Origin of the sequence: Campylobacter concisus (assembly GCF_002165785.1) — a bacterium.
Taxonomy (GTDB): Bacteria; Campylobacterota; Campylobacteria; order Campylobacterales; family Campylobacteraceae; genus Campylobacter_A; species Campylobacter_A concisus_W.
The window spans coordinates 191,531-211,913 of sequence record NZ_NDYO01000006.1; the positions used below are offsets into that span (position 1 = coordinate 191,531).

The following is a 20,383-nucleotide window of genomic DNA, read 5'->3' on the forward strand; positions in this document are numbered from 1 at the left end:
TATTACGCTCTTTTGTGGCTAGCTATCTTAGCTTGGGCTGCAAGGATTGTGTTGTTTAAAAGCATCGCAATCGTCATCGGACCCACGCCTCCAGGAACTGGCGTGATGTATGAGCATTTTGGCGCAACCTCGTCAAAATCCACATCGCCTACAAGTCTGCCATCATCAAGTCTATTTATGCCCACATCAACGACTACAGCGCCATCTTTTACCATGTCAGCCTTTAAGAAAAATGGCTTACCAATGGCTGCGACGATGAGGTCGGCATTTTTGCAAATTTCTTTTAAATTTTTAGTCTTGCTGTGAGTCACGGTAACGGTTGCAGAGGCGTTTAGGAGTAAATTTGCCATAGGCTTGCCAACAATGTTGCTTCTACCGATCACCACCGCGTTTAGTCCAGCCACGTCAATGCCATACTCTTTTAAAATTTCCATAACTCCAAGTGGTGTACAAGGCACAAAGCCATCTAGTCCACTAACAAGTTTGCCGACATTTACAGCGTGAAAGCCATCTATGTCTTTTGTTGGATCAATCGTAGCTAAAACGGTGTTTGTATCTATATGTTTTGGAAGTGGCAACTGCACTAAAATTCCATGGATACTATCGTCTAAATTTAGCACATTTATAAGTGCTAGAAGCTCTGCTTGGGTTGTATTTTCGCTTAGACGGTGAGCCACGCTTTTTATGCCGTATTCGTTGCAAGCTTTCTCTTTGGCTCTAACGTATGTTTGAGATGCCTTATCTTCGCCGACCAAGACGACGGCCAAGGTTGGCTCGACGCCAAATTTTTTTAGTTCTTCAGCTCTTACTTTTACGCTTTCTTTGACCTTTAAAGATACGGCTTTGCCGTCTAAAATTTTCATATTGGATCCTTATTTAAAAGCTTTTTTAATCACAAGGGTGGTATCATACCTAAAATTAAATTAAATTTTTAAAAGAGAGGTTTATGCGGTCTGTTTTTTTGATTTTGCTTTTTTGTGTGGCGATTTTTGGAGCTGATTTTATCACAAAGACTGAGTACGCCAAGATGCTATATCTAAATCCACGCGGCATAGGATGCGATAAATGTCACGGCGCAAAGGGCGAGGGCAGTCTAATCTCTAAATACAAGCACTTTGACAAAAAGGTAAACAAAACGGTTGACGATGAGCTTAGAGCACCAAAGATAAATGATATAGATTTTGAGAGCTTTAAAGCCGCTTTAACAAAGCCAAAAGGTGTCATGCCAAGCTACTTTTTGACAGACGAGGAGACTACGATTCTTTATGAATACATTACAAATAAAATAAATACTCCTTCAAAAGCAGCAAAAGCACAAAATTTAAGTAAGCCAGTTTCCACTGATACGACGCAAAAACAGCCAGAGCAATCTACTAAAGCCGCCCCTGCTACAAAAGTTACAGAACCAGCTAAAACTACCACAGCTAAGCCAGCTGAGTCAGCAAAAACCGCCACTACGCAAGCACCAAAGTCAGTAGTGAAACCAGCAGCAAACCCAAAAGATAATCAAAAAATAAATCTAAAAACACAAAATCAAAAGGATAAAAAATGACAAATAAAGAGGCATTTAGCGAAGCCAAAAAATATATCCCAGGTGGTGTAAATTCGCCTGTTCGTGCATTTGGAAGCGTTGGTGGTGAGCCTGTAATGATCGATCACGCAAAGGGAGCTTATCTATACGATGTCGAGGGTAAAAAATACCTTGACTTTATCCAAAGTTGGGGACCGCTAATCTTTGGTCACTGCGACAAAGATATCGAAGAGGCGATCATCTCTGCTGTAAAACAAGGCGTATCTTACGGCGCGCCGTCACCAAAAGAGACAGCTCTAGCAAAACTAATATGTGATGAGTTTAAACAAATAGATAAAATTCGCTTCGTTAGCTCTGGCACAGAGGCTACCATGAGCGCTATCAGAGTGGCTAGAGGATATGCCAAAAAAGACGGACTTATCAAATTTGAAGGCTGCTATCACGGACACAGCGATGCACTTCTTATCAAAGCAGGAAGTGGCGCTACGACATACGGCAACGCTTCAAGCGGAGGTGTGCCACAAGATGTTGTGAAAAACACCTATCTAGCAGTTTATAACGATATAGAAAGCGTAAAAGCCATCTTTGAAAATAATAAAGACAAAATCGGCGTCGTCATAATCGAGCCAATTGCAGGAAATATGGGACTTGTGCCAGCTGATAAGAAATTTTTAGAGGAGCTTAGAGCACTTTGCGATAAATTTGGCGCTGTGCTTATCCTTGATGAGGTCATGAGCGGTTTTAGAGCCTCACGCCTTGGCTCATATCCATTTCATGAGGTGGACGCTGATCTCATCACATTTGGCAAGGTTATAGGCGGAGGTATGAACGTCGCTGCATTTGGTGGCAAGGCTGAGATAATGGACTGCTTAAGCCCAGATGGCGCTGTCTATCAAGCAGGCACGCTAAGTGGCAATCCAGTGGCTATGAGCGCTGGTATAGCGGCGATTTCAAAGATAAATAGTGATCCAAATTTATACGCTAGGCTTGAAAAGCTTGCCCTAAAACTAATGGAGGGCTTCAAAGAGGCAGCAAAAAGCGCTGGCATTACCATCCAAACTGAGGTTCGTGGCTCTATGTTTGGCTACTTTTTTACAGAGCATGCAGTAAAAAACTACGACGATGCGCTAAAGAGCGACACAAAACTCTTTGCTAAATTTCACCAAGCGATGCTTAAGCGTGGAATTTATCTAGCGCCAAGTCAGTTTGAGACAGGATTTGTCTGCGATGCGATGAGCGAAGCTGATATAGACCTTGCGATAAATGCAGCAAAAGAGGCATTTTTGGAGATAAAAGCTTAATGGCAAAATTTAAGATAAAAGATATCGTTGCTGGTGCTGAGCAACTAAGTCTTGGCGTTTCAATCGTAGTTGCGATCTTGCTTGGCACTGGGCTAGGGTATTTTGTAAAAAAGGCTACAAATTTCACACCAGCTCTTTGGATAGGCTTTGCTATCGGTATTGCAGCTGCTATTTTAAATGTCTATAAAGCTTACAAAGCACAGGTAAAAAGCCTAGATGAGCTAAAAGATGAAAGCAGATACAAAGGCTACACAAAAGACGATGATGAGGACGATTAGCAGGCTTTTTATTTGCTACTTTGCGCTTTGGCTAGATCTTAGCGCGGTTGGCAAATTTATATCAAATCAATTTTTTATAAGCTCGCAAATTTCATTTTTTGCCTCGCTTATCATCCTAACGGCTAGCTTTTTTGCCTATAAAAACCGCATAAATTCTCGGCTAGAAAATGCAAGAGATGAAATTTTAGCCAAGATAGAAGAAGAGGACGAAGAGGATGAAGAAATTTTGCCCCAGAATGAGGCAAAAGAGCTTAGCCTAAAGGATGAGAAAGCAAGGCTAAAAAAGCAAAAATTTTCATTTAAAGATAAGAGTTTTGCAGCAGCCTTTATGCCTTACCGCTTGGTCGCTTATGCGATACTTTTTTTTGGATTTATTTTTTTAAAAAATGAAAATTTACTAAATGTGTCTGGTTTTTTAGTGGGGCTTGCTCCGATGCCTATTGGTGCATTTGTTTTTGGACTTATGGAGAATAAATTTAATACCGCAAAGGATACTGATGGCAAGTAGCTTTAGGATCATCCGCTCGATGGGACCGCTATTTTTGGGCATGAGTTTGCTTTTTATCGGAAATGGCCTAGTCATCGCATCTTGTAGTGCACTTCTTAAGCAAAATGGAGTGGGCGAGCTAGAGATTGGATTAATCAATACAGGCTTTTTTGTAGGCGCGTTAATTAGCACCATTACAGCTCACAGAGTCATCTCAACTACTGGTCACATAAGAGCCTTTGCCATCTTTTCAGCCATTTTTGCAGTCTCAGCTATGCTTCATGCGGTAAATCAAAATTTAGCATTCTGGGCGATATTGCGTGCATTTTTGGGATATTGCTATTACGCACTTTTAATGGTTATAGAAAGCTGGCTAAATGCAAAAATTCCAAATAAAATAAGATCTCGCGTGATAGCCTTTTACGAAGGCGTTTTTTACACGAGTTTTGGACTTGGCATTTTGATCTTAGCGCTTGATCTTAATACCTTTGAAATTTTCATCATAAGTGCAGCTTTTATCATGCTCTCAAGCATTCCATTAAATTTGATCCGTATAAATCAGCCTCAAATCCCAGAGCGTCAGCCCATAAATATCCCAAAAATTTTTGGTATCGTCCCGCTCGCTCTTGTTGGTGCGCTCATTGCAGGCTTAGCAATAAACGGCTTTTTTTCGATGGCAAGCCTTTTTGTTTTGCTTCAAGGATACGGCACAAAAGAGGCGTCATTTTTTATGACGGTTGCGATGATCGGAGGCTTTTTAGCTCAAGTTTTTATCGGTAGTTTCTCTGATAGATATGGCAGAAGGCCAGCTATTTTGCTTTGTAGCAGTGTGGCTTTAATAAGTGCGGTTTTGTTTTTACTAAATGGCAAAAATTTAACGATTGAATATCTGCTTTCATTCTTTTTTGGAGCTGGAATTTTTTGCACATATGGACTTTCTTTAGCTAGAGCAAATGATGAGATCACAGATAAAACTAAAAGCGTGCAAGTCGCACGTGCTTTGTTATTTAGCTACTCTTTGGCTTCGCTTTTCTCACCGCTTCTTATGAGCTATGCGATGAAAATTTTTGGAGCATTTGGCTTTATCTATGTTTATTTGGTGCTTTTTGCTGGACTTATTTTATTTGCACTAACACAAAAGACAATACCACAGCATATGAGAAAAGAGTATAACGATAGGCTCGTTGCAAGAACGGCTGGCATAGCTACTATTGAGCAAAATGGAAATTTTGCCGATAGAAAAAATAAAAAGTAAAAAATGAACGTAGCAAATTCTTTAAACATATCAAATACTTCTGTCCAAACAGGGCAAAATGCCGCTACTAGCACCTCCGTTCGTAAAAACGAGGGATCTCTTTTTAAGGGTCAGCCAGCCCAAACTCCGAGCGAACAGACCGTCTCAAATGCTCTTGATAACGTTGGTAGGCTAGTTGCTAGGGTTCTTGATGATTTAAAAAGTGCTTCAAGTCTTAGCAAGGCTGAACAAATTTTATCTCAGGCAAAAGATACGAAAATCGCTCCAAATTTAGCCAGCGAGCTATCAGACCTTGCAAAAAGTTTAGAAACAGAAGCAGCGCAAAATGAAAATAGCGAGATAAAAAATCTTGCTTTAAAACTAAAAGAATTTCTAAAACCAATAGCCGATCTAAAAGCCGGCTCACTAAATGAACAGATCAAAAACTCAGGCGTAATGCTTGAAGCAAATTTAAAAGACGCACTTAGCCCAGAGAAGCTTCCAAACTCGGTTCAGAAGCTACTAAGCGATATAAAAAATCTCTCAAGCGGGAATTTGCTAAATCAAATTTTAACCCTAAATGATGAAAAATTAGACAATCAAAACTCTTTTTCAAAACTTGCTTCTATACTTGAAAAAGCGAGTAGCAACGCAAAAAACATCCTTGATAACTCAAATATAAAAACGCTTTTAAAAGATGTTGATAAGCTTGATAGTGTGGTTAAATTTTTAGATAAAAATTTTTCAAAAGATCAAAATGGCGAGCTAGTAAAAAATCAAATAGGCAAAATGCAAAATTTCATCTCAAATTTAAGCGAGAAAGTCGCAAGCCTAGCAAATGAAAAGCTAAATCAAAATTTTGGTTTTAGCCAAAATCATAAAGAGCTAAAAACTATCCTTGATAGCATAAAAAATGATCTAAAAACGCTAAATAATATAGGCGATGAAGCAGGGCTTGTAAAAGCGTTTAATGAGATGAGCGATGTTTCAAAGGATGGTAGCTTGCAAGATAAGCTCCAAAGTGCGGCGAGGCGTCTTGCTCATAGCCTAAGTCTTGCTGATGCTAAGGCAAGTTTGGCTAAAAATGAGCTAAGTGAGAGTAAGGCACTCTTAAAGCAGTTAAATCTCGCTACAAACGATATAAATAACATTACGACTAAAAATAGCAGCGAAATTTCAAAAGTGCTAAGCCAAGATATAAAAAGTACGCTTTTAAATATCAGTGAAAAGAGTCAAAACTCACAAAGCGTAAATGCTGCAAATAAGATGATTTCGCAGATCGAGATGCATCAAATGATATCAAGCCTTCAAGGCGGGATCCAAACTTATATGCCTTATATTTGGGACGGCGTTGAGGGTGGAAATATCGCATTTAAGCAAGGCAAAAAGGATAAATTTTACGCTCAGATCGATCTAAATTTTAAGAAATTTGGACAGATAAATGTGATGGTTGGACTTATTGATAAAAGATATATTGATCTTTCGGTAGCTACGCAAACAAATGAGTTTAAGGAGCTAATCCTCTCAAACTCTAGCGAATTAAAACAAGCAATATCAAAGCTTGGACTCATAGTTTCAAACTTTAATATCAAAACTTTGTCAAAAGTAAAGCTAAATGATAGATTTAAAAAATTTGGTGGCCTTGATGTGGGCTTTGATAAGAAAATTTAATGCAAGTAAATAAGAAAAAAGCAGTAGCTCTTGGCTACAACAGATCTAAAGATAATGCTCCAAGAGTGCTGGCTAGTGGCGCTGGTGAGATAGCAAATAGAATAATTGATCTTGCAAAAGAGCATGATATACCGATCAAAGAGGATCCTGATCTTATTGAAATTTTAAGCAAGGTTGAAGTTGATCAAGAAATTCCACCAAATTTATATAAAGCTGTTGCTGAAATTTTTAGCTTTTTATATAAGATCACAAAGAAATGATCTATAAATTTGCTTAAAAATTAGCAAGGCATATAAAGAGTAGCGGGGATATTGACGATATACAAAAAGTGGCGTAAGCTAAATATTAAATTAAAATTTTAAAGGCTATTTGTGGCACAAAAATTAATATTAATAGGGGCGTCTACTGGCGGGCCTGGGCATTTAAAAAAGTTACTAAAAAACGTAAAACTAAATGGAGCTATCATCGTGATAGCCCAGCACATGAATAAAATGTTTATAAACTCTTTTGCCATGCAAATCGGAAAAGAGTGTGGCTTGGATGTTGAAATTTTAAATGAGAGGAAAATTTTAAAAGAAAATACCGTATATGTCTGTGAACAAAATGTGGTGGTGTCACCAAATTTACCAATTAGTGCAAAACCAAATACAGAAGAAAAGACTATATATACGCCAAATGTTGATGTGCTGTTTAAATCTGGAGTTGGAATTTGTAAAAGCGCAAATGTCCTAGCTATCTTGCTAACTGGCATCGGAGATGATGGTGCATCTGGGCTTGATAAGCTTTATAAGGCTGGAGCAAAATGTATAGCTGAAAATGAAGAGAGCGCGATAGTTTATGGTATGCCAAAACGTGCAAAGGAGCTAAATCAAAGCTTAAAATCATTAAATCTAACTATGATAAAAAAAGAGCTGGAGGATTTTTTAAATGCTATTAACTAATGACGCAAAAGATACAAAAACAATGCAAACAAATACTTCACAAGATATGGATAGTTTTAATGAATTTATGAATGTTATCAAAACTCTTTGCGGAGTTGATCTGGAGCCAAAAAGAGATATTACATTGCAGCGAATTACCATTTTTATTAGGGATCGCCAGATAAAAAGCTTTAAAGATCTTGTTTCAATGATAAGATATAACTCAAGCTTGCGACAAGATATTTTAAATTTAGTAACTGTAAATGAGACTTATTTTTATAGAGAGTTACCTCAACTTAAAGATGTGATCTATTACGCAAAGGAGCTTGGAGGAGCTAGAATTTTGTGCGCCCCTTGCTCTACTGGAGATGAGTCATATTCGCTTGCGATGCTTGCTTATGAGATGGGATTTAAACAGCATGAAATTTCAATCGTAGGTATAGATATAAACTCAGAAGCCATAGCAAGCTGTCAAAACGGCATTTTTAGTGAGAGGAGCTTGCACAGATTAAGCGATTTTCAAAAAGAGAGATTTTTTACAAAAGTCGATGATAAATTTAAGATAAAAAAAGAAAATTTACCAAGGTGTGAGTTTAAAATTTTAAATGTTTTTGATGATGCTATTTTTAATCTAGGAAAATTTGATATCGTGCTTTCAAGAAATATGATGATCTATTTTGATGATGATTTTAGATTAAAATGCGTTGAGAGGCTTCATAAATTGCTTAAGCCAGATGGTAGGCTTTACGCTGGGCACGCTGATCTTGTGCCTTACACTCCAGCTTATGAAAAGCGCTTTTCAAATGGAACTACCTACTATCTAAAAAAATAAAAATTTGCCAAGTCGCCTTTTAACTTAGGCGACTTAATTTAAAATCAATTATCTTATTTTATAGCTTTTTAATACGATGTGATAGTAAAAAGCCCCTATAAAAAAGAGGCTTCCCATAAAACTTGCAATCATCTCAACGCTAAGTCCAATATCATAAAGCAGACCAATGATAAATGAAATGAGAGCACTAAAGCCAAGAAAAACCATATCGTTATATGCAATCACTCGGCCATAAAATTCTTTTTTGCAGTTTTGCTGAAGCATTGTATAGGTGTAGCTCCAAAGACTTGATGTGCAAAATCCAGCAAAGATAATGCCAATAAGCGATAGATAAAAATTCCAAAGCGATAAAGCCCAAATAATAATACCAAGTCCTTGACCGATATATACGAAAATAAGCGTATTTTTATTTATAAATTTACTAAGTATGGCTGGAGCAAACATAAGTGAAATGGATCTTGAAGTATTTAATAGTCCTATAATTAATGATGTCGAGAGTAAATTTGCATATTTGTAATCAGCCAAAAGTGCGATCAATGCGTCATAAGCGGTAATGCCAACAAAGGCGTGCAAAAATATAAGATGCACGATGAGCCTATTTTCTTTTAGATATTTAAGCCCATTTTTTAGCATTTTTAGTGGTTTTTCTATAAATTCTGGCTTTAGACCTTGCAAATTTAAAAAATATAAAAATCCAAAGCTAAGAATGTAGAGTATGCCATCAAGCAAAAAGGCGCTTTTTATCCCAAAAAAGTGTATATAAACTCCAGCTAGCCCCATACCAGCGGTGTATGAGACTGCCCAGATGATAGAGTGGATCTCGTTTGCGAGTTTGAGATTTTCTTTGCTTAAAATTTTTGGCAGCACGCTCATCTCTACTTGAAAATACATTCCGCCAGTGCCATTTCTAACAAAAATGATAAGTAAAAGTAGCCATAAAAAATCAAGTGAGTCTATAAAAAGAAGCATGAAAACGCTTATCGTCTCAACTGCCATCATGATGACAAGCATTGGTTTTGGGCTAAATTTATCAACTAAAATTCCACTAAACGGAGCTATGACAACACCTGGGATAAATGCCATCGCTGCACTTAGCGTAATCGCCCAAACAGGAGCGTCAAGCTTGATAAGAAGGGTAAAAATACCTGTGTGCGAAAACCATACGCCAAAATAGCATATAAGCTGAATGATGCTTAAGAGGCGAAAATTTTTCTCTTCTTTTAAAAGTTTAAGATATTCTTTCAACTTATTGATTCCACATTAGCGTTATTTGCTCTATCTTTGTTTCATCTGGGATATCGTTTAGGCTTGTTATCTCTTTGGTAAGTGGATTTTTTAGTGTGATTAGCATATCGTGGCTATCTATTTTTAGATAGATATTGTTTTTGTCACTACTAAATTTAGAGATAACAAGAGAATTTTTTATATCTTTAAAATTTGATTTAAGGCTGATATTTTCTGGAGTTTTAAACTCGTTTGAGTAAATTTCAATGCTTGTGATAATGCCATTTAGCAAGGTGTATTCAAAAATTCTTTCATTTTTGTTTGTTACGATGTAGCTGTTTTCTTTTTTTGTGTTATCCCTTTTTATGTTTTTTGAGCCATAAATTTTTATCACATCTCTATTTGCTGATTCGTTTGTCAGCTCTGCAAAAAAGCCTTTGCCAAAGAGATTTTTTTGATCTTTATCTTTCTTATATCGTCCGCTTATGTGAGCATTTTGACAAATTTTATCGTTTGCCACTAGAAAAATTGCATTATTTATTCTGTGTATGCTTAGAGCAATGCCTTTTTCATCTAAAAGGTAAAAAATTCCTTTGTCGTAAAGTAGCTCAGAGCTAAACTCGCAAAGTGGCGAGCCATTTTTTAATGATGAATAAAAGCTTATTTTCGCACCATTTTTGCTTGGTACGATTACGATATCTAAAAAACTATCTTTGTTTTTAAATTTATAAAATTTAGCAAAAAAACTATCTTTGTAAGCTTTATTTACCGGCTCGAAATTATAAATTTGAGCTAGCACGCCAACTCGCTTATTTTTCTTATCATCAAGCTGAAGAAGTGAGTTTTTATTTGGTGCGAAATAGCTAAGATTGCCATTTTCATCTTTTAAAATGATAGCACTATCATCAACATCAAATGTGCCATTTTTTTCAACCAAGCTTACTTCTTTATCCATAGTAAGCATTGTTTTTGTATAGGTTTTGTCTTTATTTAACGTGATGATAGTTTTTATGCCTTCGCAGTTTGGGCAAGGCAAAATAGTGTAAAAACTACTATAAATTGAGTTTGGAAGTATTAGCTTTTCTGGCTTTTTGGGTGTATTTACTTGAACTAGCGGCTTGTCTTCTTTTACTGTATTTTGTGTGTTTTGTTGTGGCTCTAAATTTTCATTTTTTGCGCAGCCAAGGATGAAAAATGAGATAAGTATGGCAAAAAGATATTTCATTTGCAACTCCTTAAAAATTGCAAAATTATATCATTTTGCCTTTAAAATTTATTTTACGCGTTTAAAGATGTATTTATCTTTTAGCTCGCCAGTGACCTCTTTTTGATCCATATCTAGCATTTTTAGGTTCTCGCCTTCTATTTTATAAAAGCTCTTTTCTTTATACTCATCAATCGTTGTTATCACACCATTTTCTATTGAGTATTTGCCTTTACTAACGGCTTTGTAGTTGTCTTTTGACTTGTAGTCCATTACGCTTTCAAATGTACCATCTTTTTTTAATGTTAAGCGTGAATCAACACCCATGCAGCTAGCGCAAGGTAAAAATGCTTTATAAGTGCCCTCGATGCTGCTAATTGGAGCTTCGCAGCTACTTTTTACTTCACATTTGCCTTGTGGGACGTTTGCGTTTTGGCTAGATGAGGCACAACCTGCCAAAAGTAGAGCCGCACTTAGTGCAAATATAAAATTTTTCATGCTAATCCTTTTTGAAAATAAAATTTAAAATGTATTATAATACTTAAGAAAATAACAAATTATAAATTAAAGGAGTAAAAATGCAAATCGAAGCATTTGGCGTTTTAGTCGTGGTTCTGGTTATCTTTGCGTTCTTGTTTTTAAAGGCTGGCATCAAGATCGTCTCACAAGCTGATAATCTACTCATTGAGCGACTTGGCAAATTTCACAAAGTGCTTGATGGCGGATTTCACATAATCATCCCATTTGTCGATCAAATAAGAGCGATAATCACCGTAAAAGAGCAGCTTGTAGATATTACAAAACAGCAAGTCATCACAAAAGATAACGTTAATATAAGCGTCGATGGTATCGTTTTTTTAAAGGTATTTGACGCAAAAATGGCAGTTTATAACGTAGATAACTACAAGCGTGCCATTGCAAATTTAGCCATGACAACGCTTCGTGGTGAGATAGGCGCGATGAATCTTGACGATACACTAAGCTCACGTGACCGCCTAAATGCCGCACTTCAAGTGGCTCTTGGCGACGCTGCTGGTAACTGGGGCGTAAAGATCATGCGTGTAGAAATTTCTGAAATTTCTGTCCCACTTGGCATCGAAGAGGCGATGAATATGCAGATGAAAGCTGAGCGTGAAAAACGTGCGATCGAGCTAAAAGCATTGGCTGAAAAAGAGGCACTAATACGCAATGCCGAAGCACTAAAACAAGAAAAAGTGCTTCAAGCAGAGGCGATAGAGCGTATGGCTGATGCGAAAAAATACGAACAAATCGCTATCGCAACGGCTCAAAAAGAGGCTATGGATATGATAAATGATAGTATGAGCAAAAACGCAAATGCGGCAGAATTTTTGCTCGCTCGCGATAGAGTCGGGGCATTTAGCGAGCTAGCTAAAAATAGCTCAAAAGATAAAATTTTAGTTCCTTACGAGGCGACTGAGCTTATTGGTTCACTTAGCGTTTTGAAAAATTTCCTAGCTAAGGATAAGGCGTGATCAGCCCTTTTATAATGATAGCAATCGGTGTAGTTTTGTGCATTACCGAGTTTATCTTTTTTTCATTTTATTTGCTATTTTTTGGCATAGCTTTTATCGTAGTTGGGGCTGTAAATTTTGGTTTTAGTTTTGTTTGGAGCTATCAAATTTTAATTACAGCAGCGATTGCGATCGTACTCCTTGTGCTTTTAAAAGCGCCGTTAAAGAGTAAATTTATGTCCAGAAAAGAGAGCTTTAACGAGGAATTTTTAGACGAAGCCGGAGTTGGTGAGATCAGAGAAAATATGGTCTATTTCAAAGGCACACTTTGGAAATATGATGGAAATTTAGCTAATGGAGAGAAGGTGACGGTTCTTGGCACCAAAGGTGACAAGGTGATATTAAAATAAAAGTGCCATTTGGCACTTTTGCTATTTTGCGTGAGCTGGGCAGCCTGCTGGCATTTGCTCATGCATCGCTCCTTGCATGCCATGATGTGGGCAGCTTGGCATATTTTCTTGCATCATTTTTTGGTGATGAGCACATCCGCAACTTGCACCTTGAGGCTCTGCTGGCTTTGGCTCATTTTTAGCACAACCAACTAAAAATAGTCCGCAAATAACGGCAAATACTATCTTTTTCATAACTTTCTCCTTTAAAGAATTTCTCACATTTTAGCCTTTAAAAATTAATTTTTCATAACGCCTGATTTATCATATTTAAAAGCATTTTTAGCTAAACTCTCGCCCAAAAATAAGCAAAATAAAAGGTTAAATTTGAAAAGACTTAGTGTAAATGAGGCCATCGATCTTATAGAAAATGCACCGCTTCACGAGCTTGGCAAGATGGCGCTAGCTAGAAAAAAAGAGCTTCATCCAGAGGGCATTACGACCTTTATCGTAGATCGCAACATCAACTATACAAACGTCTGCTGGGTGGATTGTAAATTTTGCGCATTTTACCGCCACGCAAAAGAAGAAGACGCTTATGTGCTAAGTTTTGAAGAGATCGGCAAAAAGATCGAGGAGCTTATCGCCATTGGTGGCACGCAAATTTTATTTCAAGGTGGCGTTCATCCAAAGCTAAAGATCGAGTGGTACGAGGAGCTTGTTGGCTACATCAGCAAGCACTATCCAAGCATCACGATACATGGCTTCTCAGCCGTTGAGATCGACTATATCGCAAGAATTTCAAAAATTTCTACAAAAGAGGTTTTAAGACGCCTAAACGAAAAAGGTTTATACTCGATGCCAGGAGCTGGAGCGGAGATTTTAAGCGACAGGGTGCGTGACATCATCGCCCCTAAAAAGTGCGACACCGCAGACTGGCTTCGCATACACAAAGAGGCGCACGAGCTTGGCATAAAAACGACTGCGACGATGATGTTTGGCACGGTTGAGAGCACTCGCGAGATCGTGGAGCACTGGGAGCATATCAGAAATTTACAAGATGAAACGGCTGGATTTAGGGCATTTATACTTTGGAGCTTTCAAGGGCTAAATACAAAGCTCATGCAAGAATTTCCAGAGATCAAAAAGCAAAGCTCAAACGTCTATCTAAGGCTTCTTGCGGTCTCAAGGCTCTTTTTGGATAACTTTAAAAATATCCAAAGTAGCTGGGTTACGCAGGGCAGCTATGTAGGCCAGCTAGCGCTTCTTTTTGGTGCAAACGATCTTGGCTCGACAATGATGGAAGAAAACGTCGTAAAGGCGGCAGGTGCAAGCTTTAGGATGAATCAAGAGCAGATGATCGAGCTTATAAAAGATGTCGGAGAAATTCCAGCTAAGCGCAACACAAACTACGATATTTTGGAGAAATTTTAGATGAAAATTTTAGATATCAATGTAAAAAATGTAAAAATCCCAGTCGTTTTTGAAAGCTCAAAAGCGATGCCAGTAGTGAGCCTAAAACTAGTTTTCAAAGCAGCTGGTAGCTCGCAAAATGGCAAGCTAGCAGGCCTTGCAAGACTAAGTGCAAATTTACTAAACGAAGGCGATATGAAGCTAGGCTCGGCTAAATTTGCCAAAGAGCTTGAAGTGCGGGCGATTAGCCTAAATGCAAGCTGCGGCTTTGAGACATTTTGCATCGATCTAAACTGCCTAAAAGAGCACTTTGCCTTTGCATGTGGCAAGCTAAAAGAGCTATTACTCGCTCCAAATTTAACAGATGAGATCCTAAATAGGTGCAAAACCGTCACACTTGGCGAGATCGCAGCAAATGAAAATGACTTTGACTACTTAGCAAGGCAGGGACTTTTTGAGCTTTTGTATCCAAAAAGCGTGCTTGCTCAGCCAGGTATTGGCACTAAAAAGAGCATAAAAGCGATCACACTTGAAGATGTAAGCAAATTTTTAAAAGAGTACTTAGATCTTTCAAATTTGCTTTGTGTGCTAGGCGGTGACATCGACGAGAAGCAGACAAAAGAGCTTACTAGCGTTTTAGAAATTTTAAAGCCTGGCAAGGTGCGAAAGCTAGAGCGCTTTAGTCCAAGCGACAAGTGTGAAAGCAGCGAGATCATTAGGCAAAGTGAGCAAGCCTACATCTACTTTGGCGCGCCATTTAATGTAAAAGCTGAAGAGAAATACAAGGCTGCAGTGGCGACATTTATCTTGGGTGAGGGCGGCTTTGGCTCGAGGCTCATGGAGGAGATCCGTGTGAAAAGAGGGCTTGCATACAGCGCCTACGCTAGAAATTTGCTAAATCTCTCTTACAGCCAGCTTTACGGCTACATGCAGACAAAAAATGAGAAAAAAGATGAGGCCATCGCTGTTATAAAAGAGGAAATTTTAAAATTTAGTAAAAAAGGCGTTAGTAAGGCTGAGCTTGAGCAGGCGAAGAAATTTTTACTTGGCTCGTTACCGCTTAGGCTAGAGACGCTATTTAAACGCCTTGATATCGCGCAAGGCGAGTTTTATGAGCATGGCGAGCTTGGGGCATTTTTAAAGGACCTTGATAAAATTTCAGCCCTTTCGCTAAGCGAGCTAAATAGCTTCATAAAAGACCACGCAGAGATCAATCAGCTAAGTTTTTGCGTCCTAAAAAATGAAATTTGAAGCAAGCGATAGAGCAAAACTTCTAAAAATAGGCGTACTTAGCCTGCTTGACCTTGCTCTTGTGCTACCAAAGGGCTTTGAGGATACGACGATCACTAAGAGCCCAAGAGAAGGGCAGGTCTGCATAAATGTAAAAATCACTTCGCTCGCCTCGCGCCCTGGAATGCTAACGGCACTTGCCTTTTGCGAGCAGTGGCAAAGTAGCGTAAAGATCGTCATCTTTAACGCAAAGTCTTGGCACTACGGCGCTTTTAAGATGGGCAAAGAGATGGCGATATATGGGCTTTGCTCCTACGCCTTTGGCTCGTGGCAGATCGTAAATCCAAAAATCACCACAAAAGTAGGCCAGATCGTGCCTAAATTTAAGACCGAGTTAAAAGACGAAGAGCTAAAAAAAATCATCTTAAGATATATAAATTTACAAAATCTACTGGTCGAGGGCTTAAATGAAAAAGAGGCTAAATTTCTAGCCGATCTGCAAAGACTAGATGAGCAAAGCGTGCAAATTTTATACCGCCTAAAAAATGATAATGATGGCTTAGAAATCTTAAAATTTGTAGAAATTTTTAACTATATAAAGAAGCTAAGTGCGAAAAAAACCTACTTTAAAAGCCCAAAAATCAAGCTTTTTGACATAAGCTCTTGGCTTAAGGGCTTGCCATTTACACCGACAAACGACCAGCTAAACGCGATAAATGATATCAGAGACGACCTTAGCGCTGTACAGGCAAAAAGGCGCGTCATAATGGGCGACGTGGGAAGTGGCAAGACGCTAGTGATTCTAGCAGCTGCGCTTAGTGTCTATCCAAAAACTGCTATTTTGATGGCACCAACTAGCATCTTAAGTGAGCAAATTTATAATGAAGCAAAGAGGCTATTGCCATCTTTTGCGAATGTGATGTTTGTTCAAAGTGGAGAGAAAAAGATAGACTTTGGTGGGGCAAATTTGATTATTGGCACGCATGCGCTGCTTTTTCATGAGCTACCTAACTCACCGTTAGTTATGGTCGATGAGCAGCACCGCTTTGGCTCAAATCAGCGAAAAAAGATAGAGGAGCTGGCCTCAAATGAGGACGAGAGAGCAAATTTCGTGCAGTTTTCGGCTACGCCGATACCAAGGACGCTAAGTTTAATTCAGTCTGAGATTGTAAATTTTAGCTTTTTAAAGCAGATGCCATTTAAGAAAAATATAACGAGCCAAATTTTAGGCGCAAGCGAGTTTGGCTATCTGCTCGCTCACATCAAAAAGCAGCTTGAGGGCGGCTTTCAAGTGGCTATCATCTATCCATTAGTTGAGAGTAGTGAGAGCTCAAACTACCAAAGTCTAAGCGAGGCGCAGGGCTTTTGGCTAAAGAATTTCAAAAATGTCTTTGTCACGCACGGCAAGGATAAGGAAAAAGAGGAAATTTTAAGGCGTTTTAGAGAAGAGGGCGAAATTTTACTCTCAACCACCGTTGTTGAGGTCGGCATCTCGCTGCCAAGGCTAAATACGATAGTGATCGTGGGCGCTGAGAGGCTGGGGCTTGCCACGCTTCATCAGCTGCGAGGCAGGGTGGGGCGAAACGGCGGCGATGGATACTGCTTTTTATTTACTAAGCTAAAAGAGGCGCCTGCTAGGCTAAAGGAATTTTGTGCAACAAATGACGGCTTTAAGGTGGCTGAGCTTGATCTGAAAAACCGACAAAGTGGTGACATACTAAACGGCTTTGTCCAGCATGGAGCGACATTTAACTTCTACGACTACGAGGATGATATCACGCAGGCTGCAAAGGCTAGAGTAGCGGCACTTGCTAAAAATAATACCCAGTTGCTTTTAACTTAACTTAAAATTTTTGATTTTCTTTTACTGGCTCTTTTGACTTGTTTAAATTTTTATAATTTATCGAATTTGAAGTGAGTGGCAAGGCTAAGCTTTGTAAAATTTATAAAATTATTTTTCTATTCTGCGCTCTTTGCATACATTTTCGCATGGTATGCCGTCACGATCACGGTCAAATCCAATGCGTCCCGCATTTTCTTAGATAGTGATATGCTTCTTCGCAACTTTTCATCTCCTTGCAGTAGCGTTTAGAACAATCAAATTTATCTACCGCGTTTGCCATCAATGCAAAAAATAAAATCAAAACTACTTTTTTCATTTTTACTCCAAAGGCGGTATGTGTGAAATAACAAAAAAGTACAAAAAGTGCTTTCAAAAGAATTTATCCTTTTGAAAGCATATAAATTTAAAGAGGATATGTTAGGCAACACTCCCTTTGCACTTTGTCGATGTAGCTAACATTTAGATCGAGTCCATAAAGTTTACTTAAATTTTCACTTCTGATGATCTCATCAACCGTACCAAACTCAACCTCGCCATCACCCTTCACAAGTGCGACATATCCGCCAAGAAGCACAGCAAAGTCAGGGTTATGAGTGGTTAGCACAACCGAGTAGCCAAGCTCTTTGAGCCATTTTACTGTGCGTAGGAATTTATACTGGTTGCCAAAGTCAAGTGCGCTCGTTGGCTCGTCAAATATAATCATTTTTGGCTGCGCAGCCATCGCACGAGCGATCATACACATCTGCTTTTGACCGCCACTCATCTGCGTAATAAAACGCTCTTCAAGATACTCGATCTCAAGCTTTTTAGTGTAAATCCTAGCTATCTCTTCATCTTCTTTACTAGGCCTTGCAAAGATACCAAGGTGTGCTGCACGACCCATTGTTATAAACTCAAGCCCGGTGTAGTCGTACTCTGTGATCTCGCTTTGAGCGACGTAGGCCATTATTTTTGCTCGGTCTTTATTACTTAGGCTATCTACGTTTTTGCCATCAAGGAAAATCTCTCCAGAAACTGGCTTTAGCGAGCCACTTATTAAGCCTAAAGTTGTTGATTTGCCAGCTCCGTTTCGACCAAGAATGGTTAAAATTTCCCCAGCGCCTATCTTTAAATTTACATTTTCTAGTTTGCCAGCCCCATTTGGGTAGCTAAAGTTTAAATTTCTAACTTCAAGCATCACGCAACCTTTTTATTTCGCCACAAGACCCAGACGAAAAATACCGTGCCGATAAAGCCAGTAAGTACGCCAAGAGGCACTTCGCTCACGCTTATGCTGCGTGCTAGAGTATCGACAAATAGCAAAAATATCGCACCCATAAATATGCTTGCAGGCATGCTTTTTATGTTATTTGCACCAACTAGCATGCGAGCTAAGTGAGGCATGAGAAGTCCCACCCAAGCGACTATACCGCTTATGCAAACGCTACACGCCGTAAGAAGCGTAGCGCATATGATAACGATAGCGCGTTCAAAAGCGACATTTACGCCAAGTCTTGCTGCACTCTCGTCGCCAAGAGAGAGTAAATTTATACGCCAGCTCATGGCGATTAGTAAAATGGCGCAGATGATCATCACTGGGGCGATGTATATTAAGTTATCGCTATCAAGCTTTGCTAGGCTTCCAAGTTGCCAATAGACGATGTCAGGTAGCTTTGTCTCTGGGTCGGCGACATATTTTAAAAAGCCGATTATTGAGCCCATTAGGCCGCTTACAATGATACCAGAAAGAACTAGCATAAGCGTGCTGGTGCGCCCCATCATCTTTGGTATGGCTAGAGTGATAACAACAGCTGCTAGACCAAAGCCAAATGCAAAAGCCTGTACCCAAAATAGCGATAGATCAAAGATAATGGCAGTTGCAGCACCCACGCAAGCACCAGCCGAGACGCCTAGAAGATCTGGGCTAACTAGCTGGTTTTTAAAGACGCCTTGATAGGCTGCACCGCTCACGCTAAGAGCAGCACCGACTAAGATAGCGGCTATAATGCGCGGTATGCGTAAATTTTCTATCACATTTGTGATGTTGCTAGCTGCGCTATCTCCAAAACCAAAGCTGTGAGCTAGCACGCTAAAGACGTCGTTAAAAGGTATGTAAAATCTACCAACGCCAAGTGCGACAAAGGCGCAAAGAAGCGTTAGTAGAGCTAAAAAGATAACAACTATTGAAAAATTTGCGTTTTTCATATCTTATTTGCTGCTACCGTCTGGATTTAGACCTTTTAAGATATAGCCATACTCTTTGTCACTAAGATCGTGATTTAAAAACTCTTTATAAAACTCTTTTGTTTTTACTTTCATATCGACATCTTTAAATAGATCTGGTTGGATAGTTTTTGCTGCCCATAAAATTTGAAGTACGTTTTCAGCACCATATCTATCCCAGCTAAATACACCTTTTGGGTTGCCGTAAATTTTGCCGTTTTTAACAGCGTTTGAGCCAGAGAATGCAGGGTGCTCTTTTATCTTTTTGATCTGTGCGTCTGTGTCATTACCACCAACGATGATGATATCAGGGTTTGCATTGATGATCTCTTCAGCGCTAACTTCGATCATTGAACCCTCAGTATTGATAGCATTTACACCGCCACCTAGCTTGATCCAAGTGTTTTGGATGGTGTTTGTACCATCAACTTTTAGCAAATTTGCACCACCAAGAAGGTGAAGTACTTTTGGACGTTTAGCATCAGGGATGCTTTTTGTTCTTGCTGTTACAAACTCAGAGTTATCGTGGATTTTATTAGCAAGTTTTTCAGCTTTTTTTCTAGCATCATCAGTGCCTATGACTTCAGCTGTTGCATAGATGCTTTTCTCCATATCTGGATAGTCTCTAAAGATCAAATTTACCGCGCTAAAGCCATTTTTGATAAGTTCATCTTGAAAATTTTTGTTATACACTATGATAACGTCAGGTGCAAGTTTAACAAGCTCTTCGATCTGAAGGTCTTTGCCATTTAGTGCAGCTGGTAAATTTTTAAGTTTTGGATAGACGTGCTCAAACCACTTGTTGTTTTTGATCAGATCAGTTGTGGCTACAACCTTATCCATGCCGCCAAGTGCTAGGATGATCTCGTTGTTTGCATTCCACAGTGCAGCGATCTTCTCAACCTTCTCAGGCACGCTTACTTTGACGCCTTGCATATCGGTAATGCTTCTTGCAGACTCAGCTGCGTTTAGACTAAGAGCCATAAATAATGAAGCAACAAGGCTAAATTTGGTTACTTTATGCATAAAATTTGTTTGCATATTTTTTCCTTTATTTTTGAAGTATAAACATGTATATTAATAATATTTATATTAATTCTATGTAAATTTTGCATATATATTATGAAAAATTTACATATCTTGTAAATTCTT

Annotated in this window: 22 protein-coding genes and 1 pseudogene; 14 read left to right on the top strand and 9 right to left on the bottom strand. The window is 38.7% G+C overall.

The features are described 5' to 3' along the window. Window positions 1-2 precede the first annotated feature (2 nt). Window positions 3-863: a bifunctional methylenetetrahydrofolate dehydrogenase/methenyltetrahydrofolate cyclohydrolase FolD gene (gene folD / locus B9N62_RS05760; RefSeq protein WP_087584752.1), complete on the bottom strand. Its 861-nt coding sequence runs from the start codon at window positions 861-863 to the stop codon at window positions 3-5. 83 nt (window positions 864-946) lie between these two features. On the opposite strand from folD, the pseudogene B9N62_RS10490 reads away from it, so the two are divergent. The 9 genes and pseudogenes from B9N62_RS10490 to B9N62_RS05805 all read left to right on the top strand — a co-directional run. Further along, window positions 947-1,282 (top strand): annotated as a pseudogene (locus tag B9N62_RS10490) (c-type cytochrome); the annotation flags it as partial. A 266-nt stretch (window positions 1,283-1,548) separates the two neighbouring features. After that, window positions 1,549-2,832, top strand: a complete 1,284-nt coding sequence (hemL, locus tag B9N62_RS05770; protein WP_087584754.1) for a glutamate-1-semialdehyde 2,1-aminomutase — start codon at window positions 1,549-1,551, stop codon at window positions 2,830-2,832. Further along, entirely contained in the window at window positions 2,832-3,110 is a 279-nt protein-coding gene (locus tag B9N62_RS05775) for an AtpZ/AtpI family protein (protein ID WP_084040822.1), read from the top strand. The genes hemL and B9N62_RS05775 overlap by 1 nt, the downstream gene beginning before the upstream one ends. Further along, window positions 3,061-3,618: a hypothetical protein gene (locus B9N62_RS05780; protein ID WP_257640192.1), complete on the top strand. Its 558-nt coding sequence runs from the start codon at window positions 3,061-3,063 to the stop codon at window positions 3,616-3,618. Before B9N62_RS05775 ends, B9N62_RS05780 begins: the two co-directional genes overlap by 50 nt. Next, on the top strand, window positions 3,608-4,852 hold the full coding sequence (locus B9N62_RS05785) for an MFS transporter (RefSeq protein ID WP_087584756.1): 1,245 nt from the start codon (window positions 3,608-3,610) through the stop codon (window positions 4,850-4,852). The genes B9N62_RS05780 and B9N62_RS05785 overlap by 11 nt, the downstream gene beginning before the upstream one ends. Window positions 4,853-4,855: 3 nt before the next feature. Further along, window positions 4,856-6,502, top strand: a complete 1,647-nt coding sequence (gene fliK, locus B9N62_RS05790; protein ID WP_087584757.1) for a flagellar hook-length control protein FliK — start codon at window positions 4,856-4,858, stop codon at window positions 6,500-6,502. Further along, window positions 6,502-6,762: a FlhB-like flagellar biosynthesis protein gene (locus B9N62_RS05795; RefSeq protein WP_021090972.1), complete on the top strand. Its 261-nt coding sequence runs from the start codon at window positions 6,502-6,504 to the stop codon at window positions 6,760-6,762. The genes fliK and B9N62_RS05795 overlap by 1 nt, the downstream gene beginning before the upstream one ends. Before the next feature lie 111 nt (window positions 6,763-6,873). Next, a complete protein-coding gene (locus B9N62_RS05800) occupies window positions 6,874-7,443 on the top strand; it encodes a CheB methylesterase domain-containing protein (protein ID WP_021090732.1) in 570 nt (189 codons plus the stop codon). Continuing rightward, window positions 7,430-8,254 carry a CheR family methyltransferase gene (locus B9N62_RS05805; RefSeq protein ID WP_081004427.1) on the top strand — a complete coding sequence of 275 codons (825 nt, stop codon included), beginning with the start codon at window positions 7,430-7,432 and terminating at the stop codon, window positions 8,252-8,254. Before B9N62_RS05800 ends, B9N62_RS05805 begins: the two co-directional genes overlap by 14 nt. Before the next feature lie 48 nt (window positions 8,255-8,302). On the opposite strand, the gene B9N62_RS05810 is transcribed toward B9N62_RS05805, so the two are convergent. Genes B9N62_RS05810 through B9N62_RS05820 form a run of 3 tightly spaced genes read right to left on the bottom strand, consistent with a single transcriptional unit; the run spans window position 8,303 to window position 11,180 of the window. Beyond that, complete coding sequence (locus B9N62_RS05810) at window positions 8,303-9,499, bottom strand: MFS transporter (protein ID WP_087584758.1); 1,197 nt, start codon at window positions 9,497-9,499, stop codon at window positions 8,303-8,305. Window position 9,500: 1 nt separating this feature from the next. Next, window positions 9,501-10,703: a copper resistance protein NlpE gene (locus tag B9N62_RS05815; RefSeq protein ID WP_087584759.1), complete on the bottom strand. Its 1,203-nt coding sequence runs from the start codon at window positions 10,701-10,703 to the stop codon at window positions 9,501-9,503. A 48-nt stretch (window positions 10,704-10,751) separates the two neighbouring features. Continuing rightward, window positions 10,752-11,180, bottom strand: a complete 429-nt coding sequence (locus tag B9N62_RS05820) for a copper resistance protein NlpE (protein WP_087584760.1) — start codon at window positions 11,178-11,180, stop codon at window positions 10,752-10,754. A gap of 80 nt (window positions 11,181-11,260) precedes the next feature. On the opposite strand from B9N62_RS05820, the gene B9N62_RS05825 reads away from it, so the two are divergent. Continuing rightward, complete coding sequence (locus B9N62_RS05825; protein WP_054196349.1) at window positions 11,261-12,175, top strand: SPFH domain-containing protein; 915 nt, start codon at window positions 11,261-11,263, stop codon at window positions 12,173-12,175. Next, window positions 12,172-12,564, top strand: coding sequence for an NfeD family protein (locus B9N62_RS05830; RefSeq protein WP_087584761.1), 393 nt, complete (start codon window positions 12,172-12,174; stop codon window positions 12,562-12,564). The genes B9N62_RS05825 and B9N62_RS05830 overlap by 4 nt, the downstream gene beginning before the upstream one ends. Window positions 12,565-12,585: 21 nt before the next feature. Here B9N62_RS05830 and B9N62_RS05835 read toward each other — a convergent pair whose 3' ends face one another. Beyond that, entirely contained in the window at window positions 12,586-12,798 is a 213-nt protein-coding gene (locus tag B9N62_RS05835; RefSeq protein ID WP_021090749.1) for a hypothetical protein, read from the bottom strand. 132 nt (window positions 12,799-12,930) lie between these two features. Between B9N62_RS05835 and B9N62_RS05840 the strand changes: the two genes are divergently transcribed. The 3 genes from B9N62_RS05840 to recG are packed head-to-tail and all read left to right on the top strand — an operon-like array spanning window position 12,931 to window position 17,029. After that, window positions 12,931-13,977 carry a dehypoxanthine futalosine cyclase gene (locus B9N62_RS05840; protein ID WP_087584762.1) on the top strand — a complete coding sequence of 349 codons (1,047 nt, stop codon included), beginning with the start codon at window positions 12,931-12,933 and terminating at the stop codon, window positions 13,975-13,977. Then, the gene (locus B9N62_RS05845) at window positions 13,978-15,207 is read left to right on the top strand and encodes a M16 family metallopeptidase (RefSeq protein ID WP_087584763.1); all 1,230 of its coding nucleotides are present in this window, start codon (window positions 13,978-13,980) and stop codon (window positions 15,205-15,207) included. Further along, the gene (gene recG, locus B9N62_RS05850) at window positions 15,197-17,029 is read left to right on the top strand and encodes an ATP-dependent DNA helicase RecG (RefSeq protein ID WP_087584764.1); all 1,833 of its coding nucleotides are present in this window, start codon (window positions 15,197-15,199) and stop codon (window positions 17,027-17,029) included. Before B9N62_RS05845 ends, recG begins: the two co-directional genes overlap by 11 nt. 169 nt (window positions 17,030-17,198) lie before the next feature. Here the strand turns inward: recG and B9N62_RS05855 are convergent, their stop codons facing one another. The 4 genes from B9N62_RS05855 to B9N62_RS05870 form a co-directional block, all read right to left on the bottom strand. After that, window positions 17,199-17,345 carry a hypothetical protein gene (locus B9N62_RS05855; RefSeq protein ID WP_257640193.1) on the bottom strand — a complete coding sequence of 49 codons (147 nt, stop codon included), beginning with the start codon at window positions 17,343-17,345 and terminating at the stop codon, window positions 17,199-17,201. 87 nt (window positions 17,346-17,432) lie between these two features. Then, complete coding sequence (locus B9N62_RS05860; protein ID WP_087584765.1) at window positions 17,433-18,206, bottom strand: ABC transporter ATP-binding protein; 774 nt, start codon at window positions 18,204-18,206, stop codon at window positions 17,433-17,435. Next, complete coding sequence (locus B9N62_RS05865; protein WP_087584766.1) at window positions 18,206-19,213, bottom strand: FecCD family ABC transporter permease; 1,008 nt, start codon at window positions 19,211-19,213, stop codon at window positions 18,206-18,208. The genes B9N62_RS05860 and B9N62_RS05865 overlap by 1 nt, the downstream gene beginning before the upstream one ends. Before the next feature lie 3 nt (window positions 19,214-19,216). Beyond that, on the bottom strand, window positions 19,217-20,272 hold the full coding sequence (locus tag B9N62_RS05870; RefSeq protein WP_087584767.1) for an ABC transporter substrate-binding protein: 1,056 nt from the start codon (window positions 20,270-20,272) through the stop codon (window positions 19,217-19,219). Window positions 20,273-20,383: the final 111 nt, after the last annotated feature.

Bases quoted from the DNA above. Each gene is read 5' to 3' on its own strand.
- folD (WP_087584752.1), bottom strand. From the start codon at position 863: ATGAAAATTTTAGACGGCAAAGCCGTATCTTTAAAGGTCAAAGAAAGC.
- hemL (WP_087584754.1), top strand. From the start codon at position 1,549: ATGACAAATAAAGAGGCATTTAGCGAAGCCAAAAAATATATCCCAGGT.
- B9N62_RS05775 (WP_084040822.1), top strand. From the start codon at position 2,832: ATGGCAAAATTTAAGATAAAAGATATCGTTGCTGGTGCTGAGCAACTA.
- B9N62_RS05780 (WP_257640192.1), top strand. From the start codon at position 3,061: ATGAAAGCAGATACAAAGGCTACACAAAAGACGATGATGAGGACGATT.
- B9N62_RS05785 (WP_087584756.1), top strand. From the start codon at position 3,608: ATGGCAAGTAGCTTTAGGATCATCCGCTCGATGGGACCGCTATTTTTG.
- fliK (WP_087584757.1), top strand. From the start codon at position 4,856: ATGAACGTAGCAAATTCTTTAAACATATCAAATACTTCTGTCCAAACA.
- B9N62_RS05795 (WP_021090972.1), top strand. From the start codon at position 6,502: ATGCAAGTAAATAAGAAAAAAGCAGTAGCTCTTGGCTACAACAGATCT.
- B9N62_RS05805 (WP_081004427.1), top strand. From the start codon at position 7,430: ATGCTATTAACTAATGACGCAAAAGATACAAAAACAATGCAAACAAAT.
- B9N62_RS05815 (WP_087584759.1), bottom strand. From the start codon at position 10,703: ATGAAATATCTTTTTGCCATACTTATCTCATTTTTCATCCTTGGCTGC.
- B9N62_RS05820 (WP_087584760.1), bottom strand. From the start codon at position 11,180: ATGAAAAATTTTATATTTGCACTAAGTGCGGCTCTACTTTTGGCAGGT.
- B9N62_RS05825 (WP_054196349.1), top strand. From the start codon at position 11,261: ATGCAAATCGAAGCATTTGGCGTTTTAGTCGTGGTTCTGGTTATCTTT.
- B9N62_RS05835 (WP_021090749.1), bottom strand. From the start codon at position 12,798: ATGAAAAAGATAGTATTTGCCGTTATTTGCGGACTATTTTTAGTTGGT.
- B9N62_RS05845 (WP_087584763.1), top strand. From the start codon at position 13,978: ATGAAAATTTTAGATATCAATGTAAAAAATGTAAAAATCCCAGTCGTT.
- recG (WP_087584764.1), top strand. From the start codon at position 15,197: ATGAAATTTGAAGCAAGCGATAGAGCAAAACTTCTAAAAATAGGCGTA.
- B9N62_RS05855 (WP_257640193.1), bottom strand. From the start codon at position 17,345: ATGAAAAAAGTAGTTTTGATTTTATTTTTTGCATTGATGGCAAACGCG.
- B9N62_RS05860 (WP_087584765.1), bottom strand. From the start codon at position 18,206: ATGCTTGAAGTTAGAAATTTAAACTTTAGCTACCCAAATGGGGCTGGC.
- B9N62_RS05865 (WP_087584766.1), bottom strand. From the start codon at position 19,213: ATGAAAAACGCAAATTTTTCAATAGTTGTTATCTTTTTAGCTCTACTA.
- B9N62_RS05870 (WP_087584767.1), bottom strand. From the start codon at position 20,272: ATGCAAACAAATTTTATGCATAAAGTAACCAAATTTAGCCTTGTTGCT.